At 70.5% G+C, this 22,024-nt stretch carries 20 protein-coding genes; 12 read left to right on the top strand and 8 right to left on the bottom strand.

What is annotated here, in order from left to right; genetic code table 11:
- The first annotated feature begins 115 nt into the window (after window positions 1–115).
- Window positions 116–1,264 (top strand): N(5)-(carboxyethyl)ornithine synthase, encoded by a 1,149-nt coding sequence (locus tag ASH01_RS00405; protein WP_056770001.1) that lies wholly within the window; start codon window positions 116–118, stop codon window positions 1,262–1,264.
- A 61-nt stretch (window positions 1,265–1,325) separates the two neighbouring features.
- On the opposite strand, the gene ASH01_RS00400 is transcribed toward ASH01_RS00405, so the two are convergent.
- Window positions 1,326–2,333 (bottom strand): GlxA family transcriptional regulator, encoded by a 1,008-nt coding sequence (locus ASH01_RS00400; RefSeq protein WP_056769998.1) that lies wholly within the window; start codon window positions 2,331–2,333, stop codon window positions 1,326–1,328.
- Between the two features lie 71 nt (window positions 2,334–2,404).
- Here ASH01_RS00400 and ASH01_RS00395 point away from each other — a divergent pair, with 71 nt between their 5' ends.
- Both ASH01_RS00395 and ASH01_RS00390 read left to right on the top strand, forming a co-directional pair.
- Window positions 2,405–3,778 carry an MFS transporter gene (locus ASH01_RS00395; RefSeq protein WP_056769995.1) on the top strand — a complete coding sequence of 458 codons (1,374 nt, stop codon included), beginning with the start codon at window positions 2,405–2,407 and terminating at the stop codon, window positions 3,776–3,778.
- Between the two features lie 4 nt (window positions 3,779–3,782).
- Window positions 3,783–5,696 (top strand): propionyl-CoA synthetase, encoded by a 1,914-nt coding sequence (locus tag ASH01_RS00390; protein ID WP_056772419.1) that lies wholly within the window; start codon window positions 3,783–3,785, stop codon window positions 5,694–5,696.
- Window positions 5,697–5,799: 103 nt separating this feature from the next.
- Here ASH01_RS00390 and ASH01_RS00385 read toward each other — a convergent pair whose 3' ends face one another.
- Window positions 5,800–6,915 (bottom strand): LOG family protein, encoded by a 1,116-nt coding sequence (locus ASH01_RS00385; protein ID WP_056769991.1) that lies wholly within the window; start codon window positions 6,913–6,915, stop codon window positions 5,800–5,802.
- An 82-nt stretch (window positions 6,916–6,997) separates the two neighbouring features.
- On the opposite strand from ASH01_RS00385, the gene ASH01_RS00380 reads away from it, so the two are divergent.
- Window positions 6,998–7,936, top strand: coding sequence for an AEC family transporter (locus tag ASH01_RS00380; RefSeq protein WP_056769989.1), 939 nt, complete (start codon window positions 6,998–7,000; stop codon window positions 7,934–7,936).
- 79 nt (window positions 7,937–8,015) lie between these two features.
- Here the strand turns inward: ASH01_RS00380 and ASH01_RS00375 are convergent, their stop codons facing one another.
- The 4 genes from ASH01_RS00375 to ASH01_RS00360 form a co-directional block, all read right to left on the bottom strand.
- A complete protein-coding gene (locus tag ASH01_RS00375) occupies window positions 8,016–8,387 on the bottom strand; it encodes a VOC family protein (RefSeq protein ID WP_056769984.1) in 372 nt (123 codons plus the stop codon).
- 185 nt (window positions 8,388–8,572) lie between these two features.
- On the bottom strand, window positions 8,573–9,277 hold the full coding sequence (locus ASH01_RS00370) for a hypothetical protein (protein WP_056769981.1): 705 nt from the start codon (window positions 9,275–9,277) through the stop codon (window positions 8,573–8,575).
- A 180-nt stretch (window positions 9,278–9,457) separates the two neighbouring features.
- Window positions 9,458–10,897 carry an aspartate aminotransferase family protein gene (locus ASH01_RS00365; RefSeq protein ID WP_200961735.1) on the bottom strand — a complete coding sequence of 480 codons (1,440 nt, stop codon included), beginning with the start codon at window positions 10,895–10,897 and terminating at the stop codon, window positions 9,458–9,460.
- Window positions 10,894–11,397, bottom strand: a complete 504-nt coding sequence (locus ASH01_RS00360) for an Lrp/AsnC family transcriptional regulator (protein WP_020142725.1) — start codon at window positions 11,395–11,397, stop codon at window positions 10,894–10,896. Before ASH01_RS00360 ends, ASH01_RS00365 begins: the two co-directional genes overlap by 4 nt.
- Window positions 11,398–11,510: 113 nt before the next feature.
- Here ASH01_RS00360 and ASH01_RS00355 point away from each other — a divergent pair, with 113 nt between their 5' ends.
- From ASH01_RS00355 to ASH01_RS00320, 8 genes are all read left to right on the top strand, one after another.
- A complete protein-coding gene (locus ASH01_RS00355; protein WP_056769978.1) occupies window positions 11,511–12,959 on the top strand; it encodes a gamma-aminobutyraldehyde dehydrogenase in 1,449 nt (482 codons plus the stop codon).
- Between the two features lie 130 nt (window positions 12,960–13,089).
- Window positions 13,090–14,334 carry a polyamine ABC transporter substrate-binding protein gene (locus tag ASH01_RS00350; protein WP_056769975.1) on the top strand — a complete coding sequence of 415 codons (1,245 nt, stop codon included), beginning with the start codon at window positions 13,090–13,092 and terminating at the stop codon, window positions 14,332–14,334.
- The gene (locus ASH01_RS00345; RefSeq protein WP_056772413.1) at window positions 14,331–15,455 is read left to right on the top strand and encodes an ABC transporter ATP-binding protein; all 1,125 of its coding nucleotides are present in this window, start codon (window positions 14,331–14,333) and stop codon (window positions 15,453–15,455) included. Before ASH01_RS00350 ends, ASH01_RS00345 begins: the two co-directional genes overlap by 4 nt.
- Complete coding sequence (locus ASH01_RS00340) at window positions 15,448–16,398, top strand: ABC transporter permease (protein ID WP_200959028.1); 951 nt, start codon at window positions 15,448–15,450, stop codon at window positions 16,396–16,398. The genes ASH01_RS00345 and ASH01_RS00340 overlap by 8 nt, the downstream gene beginning before the upstream one ends.
- Window positions 16,398–17,192, top strand: a complete 795-nt coding sequence (locus ASH01_RS00335) for an ABC transporter permease (RefSeq protein WP_020142720.1) — start codon at window positions 16,398–16,400, stop codon at window positions 17,190–17,192. The genes ASH01_RS00340 and ASH01_RS00335 overlap by 1 nt, the downstream gene beginning before the upstream one ends.
- A 6-nt stretch (window positions 17,193–17,198) precedes the next feature.
- On the top strand, window positions 17,199–18,446 hold the full coding sequence (locus ASH01_RS00330) for a saccharopine dehydrogenase family protein (protein WP_056769973.1): 1,248 nt from the start codon (window positions 17,199–17,201) through the stop codon (window positions 18,444–18,446).
- A 61-nt stretch (window positions 18,447–18,507) separates the two neighbouring features.
- Window positions 18,508–19,977: an NAD-dependent succinate-semialdehyde dehydrogenase gene (locus ASH01_RS00325; protein ID WP_056769972.1), complete on the top strand. Its 1,470-nt coding sequence runs from the start codon at window positions 18,508–18,510 to the stop codon at window positions 19,975–19,977.
- An 85-nt stretch (window positions 19,978–20,062) separates the two neighbouring features.
- Window positions 20,063–21,079, top strand: a complete 1,017-nt coding sequence (locus ASH01_RS00320; RefSeq protein ID WP_056769970.1) for a DnaB-like helicase C-terminal domain-containing protein — start codon at window positions 20,063–20,065, stop codon at window positions 21,077–21,079.
- A 121-nt stretch (window positions 21,080–21,200) separates the two neighbouring features.
- Here the strand turns inward: ASH01_RS00320 and ASH01_RS00315 are convergent, their stop codons facing one another.
- Window positions 21,201–21,548, bottom strand: a complete 348-nt coding sequence (locus ASH01_RS00315; RefSeq protein ID WP_056769968.1) for a barstar family protein — start codon at window positions 21,546–21,548, stop codon at window positions 21,201–21,203.
- A complete protein-coding gene (locus ASH01_RS00310; protein WP_056769965.1) occupies window positions 21,545–22,021 on the bottom strand; it encodes a ribonuclease domain-containing protein in 477 nt (158 codons plus the stop codon). The genes ASH01_RS00315 and ASH01_RS00310 overlap by 4 nt, the downstream gene beginning before the upstream one ends.
- Window positions 22,022–22,024: the final 3 nt, after the last annotated feature.

Raw genomic sequence — 22,024 nt, 5'->3', positions numbered from 1 at the left:
CCGGCTCGGCGCGTCAACCGGCTCACCCGCGTACGCTGGCGGGGTCGTGCCCGGCTCGGGCACTGGTGACGAGTCGCCGGGCAGAGCACGGGGCGGCCCACCAGGAGGTCCTCGCATGGTCCAGCTCAGCCTCGGCGTCATGGCCCGGTCCCTCAAGGAGAACGAGCACCGGCTGCCACTGCACCCCAAGCACGTCGACCGCATCCCCGAGGAGCTGCGCGAGCGGATCTTCCTCGAGACCGGCTACGGCGATCGACACGGCGTGTCCGACGACCAGCTCGAGCGCTACGTCGGCGGGTTCCTCAGCCGCGAGGAGCTCGTCGCGCAGTGCGACGTCATCCTCGCGCCGAAGCCCCTGCTCAGTGACATCTCGGCCCTGCGGGTCGGGCAGGTGCTCTGGGGCTGGCCGCACTGCGTGCAGGACGCCGAGCTGACGCAGGTCGCCATCGACCGGAAGCTGACGCTCATCGCCTTCGAGGCGATGAACCACTGGAACAAGGACGGCTCGTTCAGCCTCCACGTCTTCCACAAGAACAACGAGCTCGCCGGCTACTGCTCGGTGCTCCACGCCCTCCAGATCGCGGGGATCACCGGTGACTACGGTCCCCAGCGCCGTGCGGTCGTCATCGGGTTCGGCGCCACGGCCCGCGGGGCGGTCACCGCGCTCAACGCGCTCGGGATCGGCGACGTCGACGTGCTGACCCACCGCCAGAAGGCGGCTGTCGCCTCGCCGATCCACTCGGCCCGGATCGTGCACTTCGACACCGACGACACGACGGCGCGCGTCAGCCACGCGGTCACCGAGGACGGCCCGGTGGCCCTCGGGGAGTTCCTCGCCGAGCACGACATCGTCGTCAACTGCGTGCTCCAGGACACCGACGCCCCGATCACGTTCATGACGGACGACGACCTCAAGCGGATGACGCCGGGCAGCATCGTCATCGACGTGTCGTGCGACGAGGGCATGGGTTTCAGCTGGGCGAAGCCGACGACCTTCACCGACCCCACCTTCCTCGTCGGCGACCACGTGCTCTACTACGCCGTCGACCACAGCCCGTCCTACCTCTGGGACGCCGCCACGTGGGAGATCAGCGAGGCGCTGCTGCCCTTCCTGCCGACGGTCATGGGCGGGCCCGAGGCCTGGGACGCCAACTCGACCGTCCGGCGGGCGATCGAGATCCGGGACGGCGAGATCCAGAACCCGGCGATCCTGTCGTTCCAGGGCCGCTCGCCGAAGCACCCGCACCTGCCCCTCGCGACGTGACGAGGGGTCGTATGCCGGGTGCTGCGGCCCGCTCGGGCCCGGCCGGCGCGGGCGTGGCCGTTCAGGCCGGCTCCGCCCGGTAGGTGCGACGGTAGGCGAGGGGCGAGAGTCCCACGGCGGCCGCGAGGTGCTGGCGCAGCGAGGCGCTCGTGCCGAAGCCGGCCGCGGCGGCCACACGGTCGACGGGCAGGTCGGTCGTCTCGAGCAGGTGTCGGGCTCGGTCGACGCGAGCCCGCGCGAGCCACGTGCCCGCCGTCTCGCCCGTCTCCTCCCGGAAGCGGCGGGTGAACGTGCGCACGCTCGTCCCGGCGTGCCGGGCCAGGTCGGCCAGGCCGATCGGCTCGTCGAGGTGCTCGAGGGCCCACGTCCGTGTCGACCCGGTGCCCGCGTCGGACGCGTCGGGCACGGGTCGCTCGATGAACTGGGCCTGCCCGCCCGCCCGCCAGGGCGCGACGACGGCGCCACGCGCGACCCGGTTCGCGGCCTCGGTGCCGAGGTCGCTGCGCAGCACGTGGAGCAGCAGGTCGATGCCCGCGGCGTTGCCGGCGGAGGTGAGGACGTCGCCGTGGTCGACGTAGAGCACGTCGGGGTCGAGGTGGACGGCGGGGAAGTGGCGGCGGAAAAGGTCCTCGTAGACCCAGTGCGTCGTCGCCTCGCGGCCGTCGAGCTTGCCGAGGCCCGCGAGGACGAAGGCGCCCGTGCAGATCGAGAGCCACCGCGCGTCGGGGCGGGCCCTGCCGGCGAGCGCGACGAGGTCGGCGGGCAGCTCGCCCCGCGTGACGATGGGGGTGTTCGTGATGCCCGGAACGACGACCGTGTCAGCTTGCGCGACAATGGAGTTCGGGTGGGTCGGCAGAGCGGCATAGCCGGCCGACGTCATGACGGGTCCGTCGTCGAGCGTGCACATCGACACCTCGTAGGGCGGGGGAGCGCCGGTGAGGCGGCCGGGCCAGCCGGGGTCGAGGGCGCTCGCGCTGAAGAAGCGGTGTGGCAGCCCGAGCTCGAACGCCACGACGCCGTCGAGGGCGAGGACGGCCACGCGGTGCGGTCGCGGGAGAGCTGCGGTCATGGCCAGATCTTTGCACATCATGTCCTTCTGGCCACTCGTCGTGACGGACTCCGATCCCGCACAGTGGGTCCGTGAGCCTGACCGACCGCCGCGCCGACGTCCCCGACGACGCCACACCCGACCATGCCGTCACTCCGGGCCGATCCGGCCACCGGATCCACCCGGCCTGGTGGGTCGCCGCCGTCACCTTCCTGACGATCATCGGCGCGGCCGGCTTCCGTTCGACGCCGGGCGTGCTCATGACGCCGCTCCACGAGGAGTTCGGCTGGCCGATGGGCGTCATCGGTGGCGCCGTGTCGGTCAACCTCGTCCTCTTCGGGCTCGCGGCACCGTTCTCGGCGGCCCTGATGGAGCGCCTCGGCATCCAGCGGGTCGTCGCCGTCGCCCTCGTGCTCGTCAGCGTCGGTTCCCTCCTGCCGATCTGGATGACGGCCTCGTGGCAGCTCGTCCTGTGCTGGGGGATCGTCGTCGGCCTCGGCACCGGCGCCATGGCGATGAGCCTCGTCGCGACCGTCACGGGGCGCTGGTTCGTCGAGCGACGCGGCCTCGTCACCGGCGTGCTCACGGCTGCGGGTGCCACGGGCCAGCTCATCTTCCTGCCCGTCCTCGCGTGGCTCGCCGAGAACCACGGCTGGCGCACCGCGGCGATCGTCACCTCGGCCGCCGCCCTGACCGTCGTCCCGCTCGTGCTCTGGAAGCTGCACGACCACCCGAGCGTCCTCGGCATCACGGCCTACGGCGCCCCGGCCGGCACCCCGGTCGGTCGTCCGCCTCGGCCGACGGGCCACCCGGCGCACCTGGCCCTCGCGACCCTGCGTGACGCGGCGCGCACCAAGGTGTTCTGGCTGCTCGCCGGCAGCTTCGCCGTCTGCGGTGCCTCGACGAACGGCCTCGTCGGCACGCACTTCATCCCGGCCGCCCACGACCACGGCATGCCGACGACGACCGCCGCAGGCCTCCTCGCCCTCGTCGGCGTCTTCGACATCGTCGGCACCGTCTTCTCCGGCTGGCTCACCGACCGGGTCGACCCACGGATCCTGCTCGCGGCCTACTACACGCTGCGCGGCGGCTCGCTCTTCCTGCTGCCGGCGCTCTTCAGCGACTCGATGCACGTCAACATGCTCGCGTTCGTCCTCTTCTACGGCCTCGACTGGGTCGCGACGGTGCCCCCGACGATCGCCCTGTGTCGCAGTGCGTACGGCGAGCGCGCGCCGATCGTCTTCGGCTGGGTCTTCGCCTCGCACCAGATCGGGGCCGCCGCAGCGGCCCTCGGTGCGGGTCTCGTCCGCGACCAGCTCGGCACCTACGACCTCGCCTGGTACGTCGCCGGCGCGCTGTGCCTCGTCGCCGCCGTGATGTGCGTCGCGATCACGACCGCTCGTCTGTCAGATGCGTCACCTCGGCGCACCGACTCTGGCGCGGCGGCGCCACCGGCGGCACAGTGAGGCCATGAGCGACGGCGCTTCGACGGCATACCACCGCATCCACGACGACAGCCTGCGCGACCCGGAAGGGTTCTGGCGTGCGGCCGCGGAAGGCATCGACTGGGTGACGCCGCCGACGCGCATCCTCGACGACTCGAGACCGCCGTTCTACCGGTGGTATCCCGACGCCGAGCTCAACGTCTGCTTCAACGCCGTCGACCGCCACGTGGCCGCGGGGCGCGGCGAGCAGCCCGCGATCCACTACGACTCGCCGGTGACGGGCACGAAGAGCACGCTGACGTATGCCGTCCTGCTCGAGCGGGTGCGCGCGGTGGCCGGTGGGCTGCGTGGGCTCGGCGTCGGCAAGGGCGACCGGGTCGTCATCTACATGCCGATGGTCCCCGAGGCCGTCATCGCGATGCTCGCGTGCGCCCGCATCGGTGCCATCCACTCCGTCGTCTTCGGCGGCTTCGCCCCGCAGGAGCTCGCCGCGCGCATCGACGACGCCGCGCCGAAGGTCGTGCTGTCGGCGTCGTGCGGCGTCGAGCCGAGCCGCGTCGTGCCCTACAAGCCGTTCCTCGACGAGGCCATCCGCCGCTCTGCGCACCAGCCCGAGCGCTGCGTCGTGCTCCAGCGCGAGCAGCTCGTCGCCGAGCTCGGCGAGCGCGACATCGACTGGGCCGACTTCGAGTCCGGCGACGCGGCCAGCGAGGGCAGCGAGTGCGTCACGGTCGCAGCCACCGACCCGCTCTACATCCTCTACACGTCCGGGACGACGGGGAAGCCGAAGGGCATCTACCGCGACTGCGGTGGCTATGCGGTGGCCCTGCGGTGGTCGATGGCCAACCTCTACGACGTCGCCCCGGGCGAGACGATGTTCACCGCGAGCGACGTCGGTTGGGTCGTCGGGCACTCCTACATCGTCTACGCGCCCCTGCTGACGGGCGCCACGACGGTGCTCTACGAGGGCAAGCCCGTGGGGACCCCCGACGCCGGTGCGTTCTGGAGGGTCATCGCGGAGTACGGCGCCGTCTGCATGTTCACCGCACCGACGGCCTTCCGCGCCATCAAGAAGGACGACTCGACGGCGTCCAAGGTCGCCGAGCACGACCTCTCCCGCTTCCGCGCCCTCTTCCTCGCCGGAGAGCGGCTCGACCCCGACACGTACGAGTGGGCCTCCGCCGCGCTCGGCAAGCCGGTCATCGACAACTGGTGGCAGACCGAGACTGGGTGGCCGATCGCCAGCAACCCCGTGGGGATCGGGCTGCTGCCGGTCAAGGCCGGCTCGCCCACGGTTGCCGTGCCGGGCTACGACGTGCGGGTGCTCGACGCGACGGGCGAGCAGGTCGAGGCCGGCACCGAGGGTGCCATCTGCATCAAGCTGCCGATGCCGCCCGGCACGCTGCCGACGCTGTGGGGCGACGACGACCGCTACGTCAGCTCCTACCTGTCGGCCTACCCCGGCTACTACCTCACCGGAGACGGCGGCTACCTCGACGAGGAAGGCTACCTCTACGTCATGGGTCGGACCGACGACGTCCTCAACGTCGCCGGCCACCGCCTCTCGACCGGTTCGCTCGAGGCGGCCCTCGCCGGCCACGAGGCGGTCGCCGAGTGTGCCGTGATCGGCGTCCACGACGACCTCAAGGGACAGGTGCCGCGCGCGCTCGTCGTCCTGAAGTCGAGCGTCGACGCCGAGGCCGACGGTGACCGGATCAAGCGCGAGCTCGTCGCCCGGGTGCGGTCAGAGGTCGGGGCCGTGGCAGCCCTGCACCAGGTCGACATCGTCGCCGGCCTGCCCAAGACGCGGTCGGGCAAGATCCTGCGCAAGACGATGCGTGAGCTGGCCGACGGCAAGGCGCCGGCCGTGCCCGCGACGATCGAGGACGCCTCGGTCCTCGAGACCCTGACCCCCGTCCTGCGCGGCCCATCGTCCTGAGGCCCCTCCTGCACCGAACGCAGCGTTCGGTCTCGAGCTCACTGTTCCAACAGCGCGTTCGGCACCGAACGCTGCGTTCGGTCAGGGAGCCGAGGCTAGGGAGTCAGGGAGCTGGGGTTTCCAGGAGGGGGAGGACCTCGTCGACGGAGTCGACGAGGTGGACCGCCGCCTCCATCGGGCGACCGGCGGCGATGGCGCGCAGGGCCGGCCAGACCGGGACGCGCTCGGTCCAGTGCTCGCGCCCGACGAGGACGAGGGGAGGCAGGGGAGCGCCCTCGGGGGCGTAGTAGAGCGGCGTCACGGCCTGGAAGATCTCCTGCACCGTGCCGGCCGCCCCGTCGAGCACGACGATCCCGGCGTTCGACCGGGCGAGCAGGCCCTCCTCGCGGATCGCGTTGGAGAAGTACTTCGCGATGACGTCGCAGAAGACGTTGGGCGGCTCGTGACCGTAGAACCACGTCGGGATGCCGAGCGACCGGGCCGACGGGCCCAGCGTCTCGGACGGCGCCTGGAGCTCGTCCCCGACGATGTCGTGCCGTGCGGCGAGCGCTGTCGTGGCCCACGCCGTCACGTCGGGCCGGAAGCCCGGGACGCTCGCAATGAGACCGACGGCCTCCTCGACGGCGGCTGCGCTCCGGCACAGCGCGCCGAGGTTGGCGGCCTCCATCGCCCCCGGACCGCCACCGGTCGCGACGAGGTGTCCCTCCTCGGCGAGCGTGTGCCCCAGCCCTGCAGCGCCGGCGTATGCCGCTGAGTCCCGTTGCAGCGCATGGCCGCCCATGATCCCGACGACCGATCGCCCCTGGACGAACTCGTCGAGCTCGTCCGTCACCGAGTCGTCGTGGATCGCGCGGACGAGGGTGGCGTACGCGTCGGTGCGCAGCCGCGCGTCGACGAACCACGCGTACGCCTTCGCGTCGGGCGTCGCCGCGTAGCCGTGCTCGAGACCGGCGTAGAGGTCGGTCGGGAAGTAGAGGCCGCGCCACGGGTCGACCGGGGCGTCGGCGATGCCGGGGAAGAGGATCGCGCCCCGGGTCAGCAGCATCTCGGCCACCCGGACCGGCACCGTGCCCCCGAGCACGACGAGGCCGGTCAGGTCTCCGCGGGCCGCGAGTCGGTCGCCGTAGCCGGTGAGGTCGAGGTCCTGGAGCCGCAGTCCGCGCAGCGGTCCGTCGGAGGCGAGGTGGTCGTCCAGCTCGTCGAGCGTCTCGATCTCCATGTGCCCCATCCTGCCCCGGCCGGGTGGCCGAGGAGCGGACCCGGGCGACGTCGCATCGGCCGCGGCTGACAGGATCGGCGGCATGGTCGGCGTGCTCGAGGGGTTCGCGACGATCGCGATCATCGTCGCGGTCGGTTGGCTCCTCGCCGACCGTCGGGTGCTCGACGACTCGGCCCAGGTCAACCTCTCGCGCCTCGCCTTCCACGTCGCCTCGCCGGCGCTGCTGCTCACCGTGATGCAGCGCACCTCGCTCGACGCCGTCCTGTCGGCCAACCTCGTCACGTCGCTCATCAGCTTTGCGATCGTCGTCGGGCTCTACCTGTTCATCGCCCGGTTCCGTTGGGCGGGAGGGACGCTCGGGTCACGGCTCATCGGCAGCCTCTCGGCGGCATACGTCAACGCGGGCAACCTCGGCATCCCGATCGCGCTCTACGTCCTCGGCGACGTCGCGTGGGTGGCGCCGACGCTGCTCATGCAGCTGCTCATCATCACACCGGTCTACATGGCGCTGTTCGACAGCGACGCCCGTGGCGAGCGCCCGACCCTCGGCCGCAGCCTGCGCCGGATGTTCAGCAACCCGATCACCCTCGGTGCGGTGGCGGGCCTGCTCATCGCCGTCTTCGACATCCACCTCCCACGCGTCATCGCGGCGCCCATCGACCTGCTCGGCGCGATGGCCGTGCCGTCGATGCTCGTCGCCTTCGGCATCTCGCTGCGGCGCGGACCGCGCCCGGCGACCGGGCGCACCGCCGAGCACGTGTGGACGATCGTCGTCCTCAAGACCCTCCTCATGCCGGCCATCGCGCTCGGCGTCGGCCTGGCGCTGGGGCTACGGGGCGAGGCGCTCTTCGCCGTCGTCGTGACGGCGGCCCTCCCGACGGCGCAGAACATCTTCACGTATGCCGTCCGCTACCGACGCGAGGTCAACCTCGCCCGTGACGTCATCTTCGTCAGCACCTTCGCATCGGTCCCGGTGATCCTCGGGATCGCCGCCCTCTTCCACTGGCTCGTCGGCGTCTGACCGCCCCCGTCCCCGTCCAGCGAGCGCTCCGTCCCACCGGTGTCGGACGGAGCGCTCACTCGAGTGATGGTTGGGGGCGTCAGCCCCAGTTGGCGGCCTGGGTGAGGCAGAAGGGGTGACCGCTCGGGTCGAGCAGCACGCGCCACGTCTCGCCCGGCTGCTCGTGGGGCAGCGTCGCGCCGGCCGCCACGCACTCTGCGGCCGCCGCGTCGAGGTCGTCGACGGCGAGGTCGAGGTGGAACTGCTTGGTGCCGCGCTCGTTCGGCCACGCCGGCGGTTCGTGGTCGTCGACGAGTCCGAGGCCCAGGGCGACGCCACCGGGGCCGGTGAGCATGGCGTACTCGTCCTGCGCGTGCGCGACCTCCCAGCCGAGCACGGTCGACCAGAACGTGGCGTCGCGGCGCGCGTCCGAGCTGTCGAGGGTGAGCATCTTGAGGGCGGCGATGGCCATCGGGATCCCTTTCGTCGGTGACGGTGAGAGGTCAGCATCGCTCGTGCCGACCGTCCCCGTCTTGGACGAACCCGACACCGGGGGCGTGTCGGCGCACAGACGCGCGGCGCCCGGTTCCGTTGCCACTAACGCGTCGTGGACCACGGGAACCGAACGCCGCGCGGCGATCCTGGCTACGGAGTGGGTCAGAAACCCCCGAAGTCCCCACCGCCGCCGAAGTCGCCACCACCGAAGTCGCCCCCGCCACCGAAGTCGCCGAAGTCCGAGCCGCCGCCGTCGCCGCCCGCGTCACCGCCGGCATCGCCCGTGTCGCCTCCCGCGTCTCCTGCATCGCCGCTGTCGCCCGCGTCGGCGTTCGCGTCGCCGGCCTCCTGGGCCTCGGGCGAGGAGTCGTAGCCCCCGAGCATCATGTCGGCGAGCGCTGATCCGACGACGACACCCGCGATGGTGCCGAGCATCGAGCCCGCGATCATGCCGCCCATGCCCATGCCACCGCGCATGCCACCGCCCATGCCGCCTCGGCCCCCGCCGAAGGCGCCCTGGAGGTAGCCGGGACGGCTCATCTCGGCGCGGGTCGCGCTGCGGGCGAGGTCAGCCGGCTGGTCGCTGCGCGGGCGCTCACCCTCGGGGAGGTCCTCGTTGAGGCGCTGGAGGACCATCTGGCGCTGCTCGGGGGAGAGCTTGGCGAAGGCCTCGGTGTGCACCCTCTCGATGTCCTCCGGCGGCGCGGTGCGCAGCAGGTACTTGTAGCGGGCGATGGCCCGCTCGTCCTCGGACGACGCGCCTCCGCGCGGCGGCGGGACGGCATACGGCGCTCCCGTGGGCGGCTGCTGGGCCCGCTGCTGCTGCTGGAGGGGCTCACGGCCCAGGAGCTTGTCGAGGAATCCCATGTCTTCTCCTTCGTCGGCGGTGCGTCGGCGTCGCACTCGTCGGATACCTACCCCAACGAACGGCACGGACCAGCGTTCCGGACGGTCCGAGCCCACACACGCACGAAGCCACCCGCGAACGGGTGGCTTCGTGGCCGGCGACACCCCCACGGCATACGCACGGAGTCGGGAAGGCTGGGGTCAGAGGTGGTTCTCGGCCTCCGTGAGCACCGAGCGCAGCCGCGACTCGATGTCGTCGAACTGCTCGGGGCCCATGATGAGCGGCGGCGCGAGCTGGATGACGGGGTCGCCGCGGTCGTCGGCGCGGCAGTAGAGGCCGGCGTCGAAGAGCGCCTTGGAGAGGAAGCCGCGCAGCAGCCGCTCGGACTCGGCGTCGTTGAACGTCTCCCGGGTGGCCTTGTCCTTGACGAGCTCGATGCCGTAGAAGTAGCCGGCGCCGCGGACGTCACCGACGAGGGGCAGGTCGAGCAGCTTGTCGAGCGTCGCCTTGAAGATCGGGGCGTTCTGCTTGACCCGGTCGTTGAGGCCCTCGCGCTCGAAGATGTCGAGGTTGGCCATCGCGACCGCGGCGGAGACCGGGTGGCCACCGAAGGTGTAGCCGTGCGGGAAGTAGGTCGTGCCCGTCTTGAACGGCTCGAAGAGCCGGTCGCTCGCGATCATCGCGCCGATGGGGGAGTAGCCGCTCGTCATGCCCTTGGCGCACGTGATGATGTCGGGCACGTAGCCGAAGTCGTCGCACGCGAACATCGAGCCGATGCGGCCGAAGCTGCAGATGACCTCGTCGGAGACGAGGAGCACGTCGTACTCGTCGCAGATCTCGCGGACCCGCTCGAAGTAGCCGGCGGGCGGCGGGAAGCAGCCACCGGAGTTCTGCACCGGCTCGAGGAAGACGGCTGCCACGGTGTCGGGGCCCTCGAACTCGATGGCCTCGGCGATGCGGTCGGCGGCCCAGCGGCCGAAGGCCTTCTCGTCACCCTGCAGGTGCTCGGGGGCGCGGTAGAGGTTGGTGTTCGGGACCTTGTGCGCACCGGGCACGAGCGGCTCGAACATCTCCTTGGCCGCGGGGATGCCGGTGATCGACAGGGCGCCCTGGGGGGTGCCGTGGTAGGCGACGGCGCGGGAGATGACCTTGTGCTTCGTCGGCTTGCCGGTCAGCTTGAAGTACTGCTTCGCGAGCTTCCAGGCGGTCTCGACGGCCTCGCCGCCACCCGTCGTGAAGAAGACCCGGTTGAGGTCGCCGGGGGCGTGGCTCGCGAGCCGCTCGGCGAGCTCGATCGCCTTGGGGTGCGCGTAGCTCCACAGCGGGAAGAACGCGAGCTCCTTGGCCTGCCTGGCGGCCGCCTCGGCGAGCTCCTCACGGCCGTGGCCGGCCTGGACGACGAAGAGGCCGGCGAGTCCGTCGATGTACTCGTTGCCGCGGTCGTCCCAGATCTTCCAGCCCTGGCCCTTGGTGATGATCGGCACGGTGTGGCCGAGGCCGCCCTCGGTGCGGTCCTCGAACACCGAGTGGCGCGTGAAGTGCATCCACAGGTGGTCGCGGGCGGCCTCGGAGTGGAGGGTGCCCATCGGCGTGCGGTGGTCCGAGGTGGGTTCCCAGACCTCGTTCGGGTTGATGCTCATCGTGTACCCCAGTTGTAGAGCTGTTTGTTGAGTTTCAGGTAGACGAACGTCTCGGTCGCCGTGACGCCCGGGAGCGGGCGGATGCGGGTCGTGAGCAGCTCGAGCAGGTGGGTGTCGTTCTCGCAGACGACCTCGGCCAGGACGTCGAAGCTCCCCGCCGTCGTGACGACGTAGGAGACCTCTTCCATGTCGGTCAGCGCGTCGGCGACCGACGTCATGTCTCCCGACACCCGCAGCCCGACCATCGCCTGGCGCTGGAAGCCGACCTGCAGCGGGTCCGTCACGGCGACGATCTGCATGACGTCGGCGTCGAGGAGTCGCTGCACACGCTGGCGCACCGCGGCCTCGGAGAGCCCGACCTCCTGGGCGATGGATGCGTAGGACTTGCGCCCGTCGTGCTGGAGGAGCTCGATGATGGTCTTGCTCACGTCGTCGAGATTGACCGAGGGTTTCTTGGCCCCGTTTCCCCCGGTGTTGGCCACACCTCGGATCGTCGTCATGGGGCGATACTGACCTGTGGAACGCGCTGTTGGCAAGTCCCCGCGCAACTGATTCCGAAGATTTATCTCGACAAGTCTTCACGATTGCGAAGGTATGTGTTTAGCATTCCCGCATGACTTCGCAGCCGCGCCAGCTCCGCAACTTCATCGGTGGCCAGTACGTCGACCCCGACGCCGACGCGACGACCGACGTCGTCGACCCGTCCACCGCACAGGTCGTGGCCACGGCCCCCGTCAGCTCCCAGGCGGACGTCGACCGGGCGTATGCCGCGGCGGCCACCGCGTTCGAGACGTGGGGCCACACGACCCCCGGCGAGCGGCAGGCCGCCCTGCTGAAGTTCGCCGACGCCATCGAGGCCCGGGCCGACGACTTCATCCGCCTCGAGGGTGAGAACACCGGCAAGCCGCACGCGCTGACGCAGAGCGAGGAGATCCCTCCGATGCTCGACCAGCTGCGCTTCTTCGCCGGCGCCGCGCGGGTGCTCGAGGGCAAGTCGGCGGGGGAGTACATGAAGGGCCACACGTCCTTCGTCCGCCGCGAGCCGATCGGCGTCGTCGGCCAGGTGACGCCGTGGAACTACCCGATGATGATGGCGATGTGGAAGATCGCCCCGGCGCTCGCCGCTGGCAACACCATCGTCCTCAAGCCCTCCGACACGACCCCCGAGACGACCCTGCTCCTCGCCGAGCTCGCCTCGGAGTTCCTGCCCGAGGGCACCTTCAACGTCATCACCGGCGACCGCGAGACCGGCCGCATGCTCGTCGAGCACCGCACGCCTGCCCTCGTCGCCATCACCGGCTCGGTGCGTGCCGGCATGCAGGTCGCCGAGAGCGCGTCGCGCGATCTCAAGCGCGTCCACCTCGAGCTCGGCGGCAAGGCGCCGGTCATCGTCTTCGACGACGCCGACATCGAGGCCGCCGTGGAGGGCATCGCCATCGGTGGCTACTTCAACGCCGGGCAGGACTGCACCGCCGCGACGCGTGTCCTCGCCGGCCCCCGCATCCACGACGACTTCGTCGCCGCGCTCGCCGAGTACGCCAAGGGCTCGGCCAAGGTCGGCATGCCCGACGACCCCGACGCCCTCTTCGGCCCCGTCAACAACCCGAACCAGGTCGCCCACGTCGGCGGCATGATCGACCGCCTGCCCGACCATGCCCGCATCGAGGCCGGCGGCCGTCGCGCCGAGGGCCTCGGCGAGGGCTACTTCTTCGAGCCCACCGTGCTCGCCGGCCTGCGCCAGGACGACGAGCAGATCCAGAACGAGATCTTCGGACCCGTCATCACGGTGCAGCAGTTCAGCGACGAGGCCGAGGCGCTCGCGTGGGCCAACGGCGTGCAGTACGGCCTCGCGTCGTCGGTGTGGACGCGCGACTTCGGCAAGGCCATGCGCATGAGCAAGCGGCTCGACTTCGGGTGCGTCTGGATCAACACCCACATCCCGGTCGTCGCCGAGATGCCGCACGGGGGTTTCAAGCACAGCGGCTACGGCAAGGACCTGTCCATGTACGGGCTCGAGGACTACACCCGCATCAAGCACGTCATGGCCAACATCGACTCATGAGCTCACGCGCCGTCCGTTCCGGACGGCGCGTACTCGTCTGTCGCACAAGGTATCCAACAGCAGCACTGTCTCGGGTCAGCGTTGATCCCCTCCACCACCAGACCCCCACGAAACCCCTGGAGATGAACCCATGAACGAGAGCTCCTTCGACAAGGACAACCCGATCCTGCGCGCCGCCCTCATCCGCGGTCTCGTCAGCCGGCGATCGGCCATGATGGGCGCGGCCGGCGTCAGCGCGGCGGCCTTCCTTGCCGCCTGCGGCTCAGCGGGGAAGAACCCGACATCGGGTGCTGCCGGCACGGGCGCGGCGAAGAAGACCGCGGCAGCCGCCACCGACATGTCCGACAGCGAGAAGATCATCAACTGGTCGAACTGGACCGAGTACATCGACGTCAACGACAAGACCAAGTCCCGGCCGACCCTCGAGGCGTTCACGAAGCAGACCGGCATCAAGGTCAACTACTCCGAGGACTACCTCGACAACGACGAGTTCTACGCCAAGGTGCGTCCGCTCCTCGACGGCGGCAAGGACACCGGCCGTGACGTCTGGTGCAGCACCGACTGGATGGTCGCCCGCCTCATCCGCCAGGGCTACGTCCAGAAGCTCGACCTCGCCAACATCCCGAACGCCAAGAATCTCGATGCCTCCCTCCAGGAGGTCGAGTTCGACCCCGGCCGGCTCTACTCGCTGCCGTGGCAGAGCGGCTTCGCCGGCATCGGCTACAACCTCAAGGCCACCGGCGGCAAGAAGATCGAGACGATCACCCAGCTGCTCACCGACCCGTCGCTCAAGGGCAAGGTGACGCTGCTGACCGAGATGCGCGACACCGTCGGCCTCGTGATGATGGAGCAGGGCAAGGACATCTCGAAGTTCACCGACGCCGACTTCCAGGCCGCGATCGACGTCATCCAGCAGGCCAAGGACGCCGGCCAGATCAAGGGCTTCACCGGCAACGAGTACACCGACGGGCTCGCCAAGGGCGACATCGCCGCCTGCGTGGCCTGGACCGGCGACGTCGTCCAGCTCCAGTTCGCCGACCCCAACATCCAGTACACGCTGCCCCAGAAGGGCTTCACGCTCTGGTCCGACAACTTCGTCATCCCGGCGCTGGCCAAGCACAAGAAGAACGCCGAGAAGCTCATCGACTACTACTACGACCCCGCCGTCATGGCCCAGGTCGAGGCCTACGTCAACTACATCGCGCCCGTCGCGGGGACCAAGGAGGAGCTGGTGAAGATCGACGAGTCACTGGCCTCCAACCCGCTCATCGTCCCGCCGGCGGACGTGCTGGCCCGGGCCCAGGTGTTCCGCGGCCTCAGCCCCGCCGAGGAGACGAAGTACTCCAAGATGTACGCGTCGATCACGGCCGGCTGACGGTGGACACGAGCAAGGGCGACCTCTCGCTGGTCGCGCTCACGAAGTCGTACGGGTCGTTCACGGCGGTGCAGCCGCTCGACCTCACCATCGAGGCGGGATCGTTCTTCGCCCTGCTCGGCCCGTCGGGCTGTGGCAAGACGACGACGCTGCGGATGATCGCGGGGCTCGACGCGCCGACGAGCGGGCGGATCCGCATCGGTGAGAAGGACATCACCGACACCAAGGCCTACCAGCGCAACGTCAACACCGTGTTCCAGTCCTACGCGCTCTTCCCGCACATGACGGTCATCGACAACGTCATGTTCGGCCTGAAGCGCCGGGGCGACAAGGACGCCAAGCGCAAGGCGCAGGAGACGCTCGAGCTGGTGCAGCTGGCCCAGGTCGGCGACAAGCGTCCGACCCAGCTCTCCGGTGGCATGCAGCAGCGCGTCGCGCTCGCGCGTGCCCTCGTCAACCGCCCGGACGTGCTCCTCCTCGACGAGCCGCTCGGGGCGCTCGACCTCAAGCTGCGACGCCAGATGCAGATCGAGCTGAAGCGGATCCAGCAGGAGGTCGGGCTGACGTTCATCCACGTCACGCACGACCAGGAGGAGGCCATGACGATGGCCGACCGGATCGCCGTGATGAACGCCGGGCGGCTGGAGCAGCTCGGTGACCCGGCGACGCTCTACGAGATGCCGCGGTCGACCTTCGTCGCGAACTTCCTGGGCCAGTCCAACCTGCTGAGGGCCCAGGTGCTCGGGGGGCCGTCCGACGACGGCGTGGTCCGCGTGCGCAGCCACGACACCGAGCTCGAGGTGTCCCGTGAGCACCTGCCCGACGGCGTGACCGACGTGTGGCTCGGCGTGCGCCCGGAGAAGCTGCGTCTCGGCGAGGCCGGTGGTCCCAACCGGCTGCGCGGCATCGTGCGCGACGTCTCCTTCACCGGCGTGGCCACGCAGTACATCGTCGAGATGCCCTGGCGCCAGGAGCTGACCGTCGTCCAGCAGAACGACGGCACAGCGCGGGCCACGCTCGGGGAGACCGTCACCGTGTCGTGGGCCGCGGCGCACGGGTTCGCCCTCGACGCGTCGCAGGACGCCGAGGCCGGTGCGGAGCTGGTGGACGAGCATGGCTGAGTCCGGGGTCCTGCCGACCGCGCCCACGAGCGCGTCGCCGAGCACGCCACGGGCGGCCGGACCCCTGGCCGAGCCGCGCAAGCGGCGCAACTGGGTGCCGTACGCCCTGCTCCTGCCCGGGATGCTGTGGCTCGTCGTGTTCTTCGTCCTGCCGATGATCACCCTCGGGTCGCAGTCCCTGCAGGAGGGGAACGTCGACGACGGCTACGTGTTCACGGGCAACGTCGGCATCTACGTCGACGCCTTCCAGCAGTACTGGCCGCAGATGGTCCGGTCGCTGCTCTACGCGGGGTCCGCGACGGTGCTCGCGCTGCTGCTCGGCTACCCGTTGGCGTACTTCATCGCGCAGAAGGCCGGACGCTGGAAGAACGTCGTCCTCGTGCTCGTCGTCGCCCCGTTCTTCACGAGCTTCCTCATCCGCACGCTGGCCTGGCGCACGATCCTGTCCGACGACTGGTTCATCACGCAGTGGGCGCGCAAGCTGCACATCACCGACCTGCTGCAGGCCGTGGGCCTGACGAGCAACGACTCGCTGCTGTTCTCGCAGTTCGCGGTGATCATGGGCCTGACCTACAACTTCCTGCCCTTCATGATCCTGCCGCTCTACACCTCGCTCGAGCGGCTCGACCCTCGGCTGCTCGAGGCGGCCGGAGACCTCTACGCGTCACCGTGGCAGACGTTCCGCAAGGTCACCTGGCCGCTGTCACTGCCGGGCGTCGTCGCCGGCACGCTGCTGACCTTCATCCCTGCGGCCGGTGACTTCATCAACGCTCGCCTGCTCGGCAACACGCAGACGACGATGCTCGGGTCGGTCATCGACGCGCAGTTCCTCCGGGTGCTCGACTACCCGCTGGCCGCCGCCCTGTCGTTCATCATGCTCCTGACCATCGTGACGATGGTGACCATCTACGTCCGCAAGGCCGGAACGGAGGAACTGCTGTGATGGCCTGGATCAAGAGGCACCTCATCGCCTTCGCCGCGCTCGCGGTCCTCGTCTACATGCTCGTGCCCAACATCGTCGTGGCGGTCTTCTCGTTCAACGAGCCGAAGGGCAAGTTCAACTACAGCTTCAACGAGTTCTCGACTGCGGCGTGGACCAACCCCTGCGGCACCCAGGGCATCTGCGAGTCGCTCGGGCTGAGCCTGCAGATCGGGCTCATCGCGTCGATCACGGCGGCGATCCTCGGCTCCATGATCGCCTTCGCGCTCGGGCGCTACCGGTTCCGGGGCCGCTCGGCGACCAACCTGCTCATCTTCATGCCGATGGCCACGCCCGAGGTCGTCATGGGCTCGAGCCTGCTGACCCTCTTCCTCGCACTGGGCGTGCCCTCCGGCGAGGGCGCGATCCTCATCGCGCACATCATGTTCTGCGTGTCGTTCGTCGTCGTGGCGGTCAAGGCCCGCGTCGCCACGCTCGACCCGAAGCTCGAGGAGGCGGCCGCCGACCTCGGTGCCAACCCGACCCAGACGTTCCTGCGCGTCACCCTGCCGCTCGCGGCCCCGGGCATCGCCGCGGGCACCCTGCTCGCGTTCTCGCTCAGCTTCGACGACTACATCATCACCAACTTCAACGCGAGCCCGAGCTCCATCACGTTCCCCATGTTCGTCTGGGGTGCGACGGCCCGCGGCGTCCCCGTGCAGGTGTACGTCATCGGCACCGTCATGTTCCTCCTCGCCCTGTTGTTCGTCGTGACCGGCCAGGTCATCGGCAAGCGGCGCAACCGTCAGGTGGCCTGAACGCCCATGCGTGTCCTCATGATCGGCTCCGGCGGGGTCGGTGACGCCGCCGCGCGCATCGCCGCCGAGCGTGGCTTCTTCGAGCGCTGGGTCGTCGCCGACTACGACGTGACGCGTGCCGAGCGCACCGTCGCGGCCGTGGCCGGCCGTCATCCCGGGGAGGCTCGTTTCGTCTCGGCCCAGGTCGACGCCTCGTCGGCCGAGGCGGTGACGGCGCTCGCACGCGAGCACGGGGCGACCCATGTCTTCAACGCCGTCGACCCGAAGTTCAACATGCCGATCTTCACGGGCGCCAAGGCCGCCGGGGCCGACTACCTCGACATGGCGATGAGCCTGTCGCAGCGGCATCCCGAGCAGCCCTACGAGAAGGTCGGCGTCATGCTCGGCGACGAGCAGTTCGCCGTGGCAGGGGAGTGGGAGGCCGACGGTCGCCTCGCGCTCGTCGGCATCGGCGTCGAGCCGGGGCTCTCCGACGTCTTCGCCCGCTACGCCGCCGACCACCTCTTCAGCGAGATCGACGAGCTCGGCACGCGCGACGGCGCCAACCTCGTCGTGCACGACGAGGACGGCAACGAGGTCTTCGCCCCGAGCTTCTCGATGTGGACGACGATCGAGGAGTGCCTCAACCCGCCCGTGGTCTGGGAGAGGGTTCGCGGATGGTTCACGACCGCGCCCTTCAGCGAGCCCGAGGTCTTCGACTTCCCGGAGGGCATCGGGCCGGTCGAGTGCGTCAACGTCGAGCACGAGGAGGTGCTCCTCATGCCGCGCTGGGTGGACGCCAGGCGGGTCACCTTCAAGTACGGCCTCGGCGACGAGTTCATCACCATCCTCAAGGTCCTGAACACCCTCGGCCTCGACCGCACCGAACCGATCACCGTCAAGGGCGTGCAGGTCTCGCCCCGCGACGTCGTCGCGGCGGCGCTGCCCGACCCCGCGACCATCGGGCCCCGGATGACGGGCAAGACGTGCGCCGGCCTCTTCGTGACCGGCACCGGCAAGGACGGTCAACCCAGGCGCACGTACCTCTACCACGTCGTCGACAACGCCGAGACGATGGCGGCCTACGATGCGCAGTGCGTCGTCTGGCAGACGGCGGTCAACCCCGTCGTCGCCCTCGAGCTGCTGGCCCGGGGCACGTGGAAGGGGGCCGGCGTCCTCGGTCCCGAGGCGTTCGACGCCGTCCCGTTCCTCGACCTGCTCGCGGCACCCAAGCCCGAGGGCTACGGCTCCCCGTGGGGCATCGACGAACGCTGAGCAGCACTCGCAGGGACAGGGGGCCGACGGTGGACACGACGACAGGAATAGGGTTCCAGGCATGGCAGCGGTGACGCAGAAGTCAGTGATCGACTCGGTGCCCAAGGGCCTGCTCATCGGCGGGCAGTGGCGCGACGGCAGCGACGGGCAGACCATCGCGGTCGACGACCCGTCGAGCGGCCGGGTGCTGACCCACGTCGCGGCGGCGTCGGTCGCCGACGGCCGGGCCGCCCTCGACGCCGCCGTGGCGGCGCAGGCCGACTGGGCCCGTACGGCGCCGCGCGACCGCGGCGAGCTGCTGCGGTCGGCCTACGAGAAGATCACCGAGCGCGCGGAGGAGTTCGCGATGCTCATGACGCTCGAGATGGGCAAGACGCTCGCCGAGAGCCGTGGTGAGGTCGCCTACGGTGCGGAGTTCTTCCGCTGGTTCTCCGAGGAGGCCGTGCGCATCTCGGGGCGTTGGTCGACGGCTCCCAACGGGGCGACCCGGCTCATGACGATGAAGCAGCCCGTCGGCCCGACGCTGATGATCACGCCGTGGAACTTCCCGCTCGCGATGGGCACCCGCAAGATCGGCCCGGCCATCGCGGCCGGCTGCACGATGGTCGTCAAGCCGGCCAGCCAGACGCCGCTGACGATGCTCGCGCTGGCCGAGCTGCTCCGCGAGTGCGGGCTGCCCGACGGCGTGCTCAACGTCGTCATGACGACGCACGCGACGACGGGCGACGTCATGGAGCCGCTCATCCGTGACCCGCGCCTGCGCAAGCTGACCTTCACCGGCTCGACGCCCGTGGGCCGCTCGCTCATGGAGCAGGCCTCGCAGGGCATCCTGCGGGTCTCGATGGAGCTCGGCGGCAACGCCCCGTTCCTCGTCTTCGAGGACGCCGACGTCGACCGGGCCGTCGACGGCGCGATGCTCGCCAAGATGCGCAACATGGGCGAGGCGTGCACCGCCGCCAACCGCTTCTACGTCCACGAGTCGCTCGCCGACGAGTTCAGCGCCAAGCTGGCCCGCCGGATGGGTGCGCTGACGCTCGGCAAGGGCACGAAGAAGGGCGTCGACGTCGGCCCCCTCGTCGACGAGAAGGCCCGCGACAAGGTGTCGGCCCTCGTCGACGACGCCGTCGCCAAGGGCGCGAAGGTCCTCGTCGGCGGCTCGGCCCCGAAGGGTGCCGGCTGGTTCTACGAGCCGACCGTGCTCGCGGACGTGCCGACCGACGCCGACATGGCCCGCGAGGAGATCTTCGGACCGGTCGCGCCCGTCACGACCTTCCGCACCGACGCCGAGGCCATCCGCCTGGCCAACGACACCGAGTACGGCCTCGTCGCCTACCTCTTCACCCAGGACCTCTCGCGGGCCATCACGATGAGCGAGGCGCTCGAGTACGGCATGGTCGGCGTCAACCAGGGCATCGTCTCCAACCCGGCCGCCCCCTTCGGCGGCGTCAAGGCGTCCGGGGTCGGGCGTGAGGGCGGCTTCGAGGGCATCGACGAGTACCTCGAGACGAAGTACGTCGGCATCGCCCTCTGACGACGGCTGGGCCGGCAGCCCACGCGCTTTCGGGACATTCACGGAACCCGCCCGGCACGCTGCCGCCCTGTGGTGCAATCTGCGCATGGTGACACCAGCCGGCTCCCGCGACGCGGGGTCCCTGCGCCCGCTCGGCGCCCTGCTCAGCGAGACCGACGACGTGCTGCGACGCGGGTCGCCGGCCGGTGCGCGCGTGTGGTCGACCGGCTTCCCGGCGCTCGACGCCGTCCTGACCGGTGGCCTGCGCTCCGGTGAGCTCGTCCTGCTCGGCGGGCCGGCCGGCCACGGCAAGACGACGATCGGCCTCCAGCTCGCCCGCAACGTCGTCGCCGCGGGCGCCACCGCCCTCGTCCTGTCCTACGAGCACGAGAGTCACACGCTGCTCGAACGGCTCATCTCGATGGAGGCCGCCGAGGGCGACCCCGGCGAGGTGGCCGGGGTCATCGACGTGCGGCGCGCGCTCGAGACGGCCGACGACGGCGGCTCGCTCGACACCGTGCTGGGCAGCCTGCCCGGCGGCCGACGCGCCCTCGCGGCGCTCGGCAGCTACGGCGACCGGCTCCAGATCCACGAGTCGTCCGGCGCGACGACGACCCTCGACACGATCCGCGCGACCGTCGACCGCGTCACGGAGGCGACGGGCCAGGCGCCCTTCGTGCTGCTCGACTACATCCAGAAGGTGCCCGCCGACCGGGGCGAGGAGGACGATCGCATCACCGCCGTCGCCGAGGGGCTCAAGGACCTGGCCCTCTCCGCCCGCGTGCCCGTCGTCGCCATCTCGGCCGCCGACAAGGAGGCGCTCGCCGCGGGACACCGGATGCGCACGCACGACCTGCGCGGCTCCTCGGCGCTCGCCTTCGAGGCCGACGTCGTGCTCATCGTCAACGACAAGGTCGATGTCGTCTCGCGAGAGCACCTCGTCTACAACCTCGGCAACATCCAGCGTTTCCGCGGCTGGTCGGTCGTCAGCGTCGAGAAGAACCGCCACGGCAAGGCCCACGTCGAGCTCGAGTTCGCCAAGGACTTCGAGCACGGCCGCTTCCACACGGAGGGCCAGGAGGTCACCGAGCGGCTCATCGACGACCGGGTCTTCGTCTCCTGAGCCGTCCCACCCGATGGCGTATGCCGTCCCGTGGCGTATGCCGTCCTGTCGCGTCCGCGCGCCCGCGCGCCGTCGCGCGCGGATGCCGTGACGGCATACGCGGTCCCGGCCGTCTCGCCGGCTAGCGGGTGATGACGGTGACGTGGAGGTCGTCGCGCTCGTCGGCGACCTGCTCGAGGATCTCGAGGACGGTGTCGTAGGCCCCGCGGTCGTGCTCGCGCAGGGTGGCCGCGTGGTCCCAGACGAGCTCGAGGGGCACGCCCCGGGCGCCGTCGAGGTCGCGCAGCGCGTCGAGCAGTGCGTCCCAGTTGTGCCCGAACCAGTCGGGCAGCTCGAGTCCGGATGCGAACGCGTCGAGCACGCCGGCCTTGTCGTCCCCGCCCGAGACGACGCGCACGTCGTGGCCGAGCCAGGCGAGCTGGGCGATGTGGTCGTCGGCCTCGCTGTGCCGGCCCAGGAACGTCGTCACGTGCCCTCCCTGATCCGGCTGAACGATGCGTAGTGGTCGTCCGTCCAGTATCGCTCGCCGCTGCTGCCGGTGATGATGCGCCGGGCCCCACGGTCGGCGGATCCCGGTGTCACGACGGTGAACTCGCGGTAGTAGCCGCTCGTGTGCGGCGGCAGGATGCGCTCGCGGTTGTCGAAGGTGCGGTTGTCGCTGCGGGGGTAGGGGAACGGGCCGCCGGCGCGGATCAGGGCCATCGTCTCGCGGGCCTGCGCGGGCAGGGCCGACTCGGCGACCCAGGGCAGGCCCGAGACGGGGTCGGTGTCGCCGGTCGCAGGGGTGCCGCTGGCGGCCGGACCACTGGCCGAGGTGCCGCGGGCCGAGGACGCGGCCGGGGACGACGGACCCTGTGCGGCGCGCACGACGACCCAGGCCAGCACGACGAGGGCCACGGCGAGCACGCCGAGGAGGACCTGGCGCGAGCCGAGCGTCTTCACGTC

It is taken from the genome of Terrabacter sp. Soil811, from assembly GCF_001429655.1.
In the GTDB taxonomy this organism is placed as follows: Bacteria; Actinomycetota; Actinomycetes; order Actinomycetales; family Dermatophilaceae; genus Terrabacter.
Note: the sequence above shows the minus strand (reverse complement) of the source record. Positions and strands in the feature narration are given on the sequence as shown.

Excerpts from the sequence above, each read along its gene's own strand:
- ASH01_RS00405 (WP_056770001.1), top strand. The coding sequence starts at position 116 with ATGGTCCAGCTCAGCCTCGGCGTCATGGCCCGGTCCCTCAAGGAGAAC.
- ASH01_RS00400 (WP_056769998.1), bottom strand. The coding sequence starts at position 2,333 with ATGACCGCAGCTCTCCCGCGACCGCACCGCGTGGCCGTCCTCGCCCTC.
- ASH01_RS00390 (WP_056772419.1), top strand. The coding sequence starts at position 3,783 with ATGAGCGACGGCGCTTCGACGGCATACCACCGCATCCACGACGACAGC.
- ASH01_RS00385 (WP_056769991.1), bottom strand. The coding sequence starts at position 6,915 with ATGGAGATCGAGACGCTCGACGAGCTGGACGACCACCTCGCCTCCGAC.
- ASH01_RS00380 (WP_056769989.1), top strand. The coding sequence starts at position 6,998 with ATGGTCGGCGTGCTCGAGGGGTTCGCGACGATCGCGATCATCGTCGCG.
- ASH01_RS00375 (WP_056769984.1), bottom strand. The coding sequence starts at position 8,387 with ATGGCCATCGCCGCCCTCAAGATGCTCACCCTCGACAGCTCGGACGCG.
- ASH01_RS00370 (WP_056769981.1), bottom strand. The coding sequence starts at position 9,277 with ATGGGATTCCTCGACAAGCTCCTGGGCCGTGAGCCCCTCCAGCAGCAG.
- ASH01_RS00365 (WP_200961735.1), bottom strand. The coding sequence starts at position 10,897 with ATGAGCATCAACCCGAACGAGGTCTGGGAACCCACCTCGGACCACCGC.
- ASH01_RS00360 (WP_020142725.1), bottom strand. The coding sequence starts at position 11,397 with ATGACGACGATCCGAGGTGTGGCCAACACCGGGGGAAACGGGGCCAAG.
- ASH01_RS00355 (WP_056769978.1), top strand. The coding sequence starts at position 11,511 with ATGACTTCGCAGCCGCGCCAGCTCCGCAACTTCATCGGTGGCCAGTAC.
- ASH01_RS00350 (WP_056769975.1), top strand. The coding sequence starts at position 13,090 with ATGAACGAGAGCTCCTTCGACAAGGACAACCCGATCCTGCGCGCCGCC.
- ASH01_RS00340 (WP_200959028.1), top strand. The coding sequence starts at position 15,448 with ATGGCTGAGTCCGGGGTCCTGCCGACCGCGCCCACGAGCGCGTCGCCG.
- ASH01_RS00335 (WP_020142720.1), top strand. The coding sequence starts at position 16,398 with ATGGCCTGGATCAAGAGGCACCTCATCGCCTTCGCCGCGCTCGCGGTC.
- ASH01_RS00330 (WP_056769973.1), top strand. The coding sequence starts at position 17,199 with ATGCGTGTCCTCATGATCGGCTCCGGCGGGGTCGGTGACGCCGCCGCG.
- ASH01_RS00325 (WP_056769972.1), top strand. The coding sequence starts at position 18,508 with ATGGCAGCGGTGACGCAGAAGTCAGTGATCGACTCGGTGCCCAAGGGC.
- ASH01_RS00320 (WP_056769970.1), top strand. The coding sequence starts at position 20,063 with ATGGTGACACCAGCCGGCTCCCGCGACGCGGGGTCCCTGCGCCCGCTC.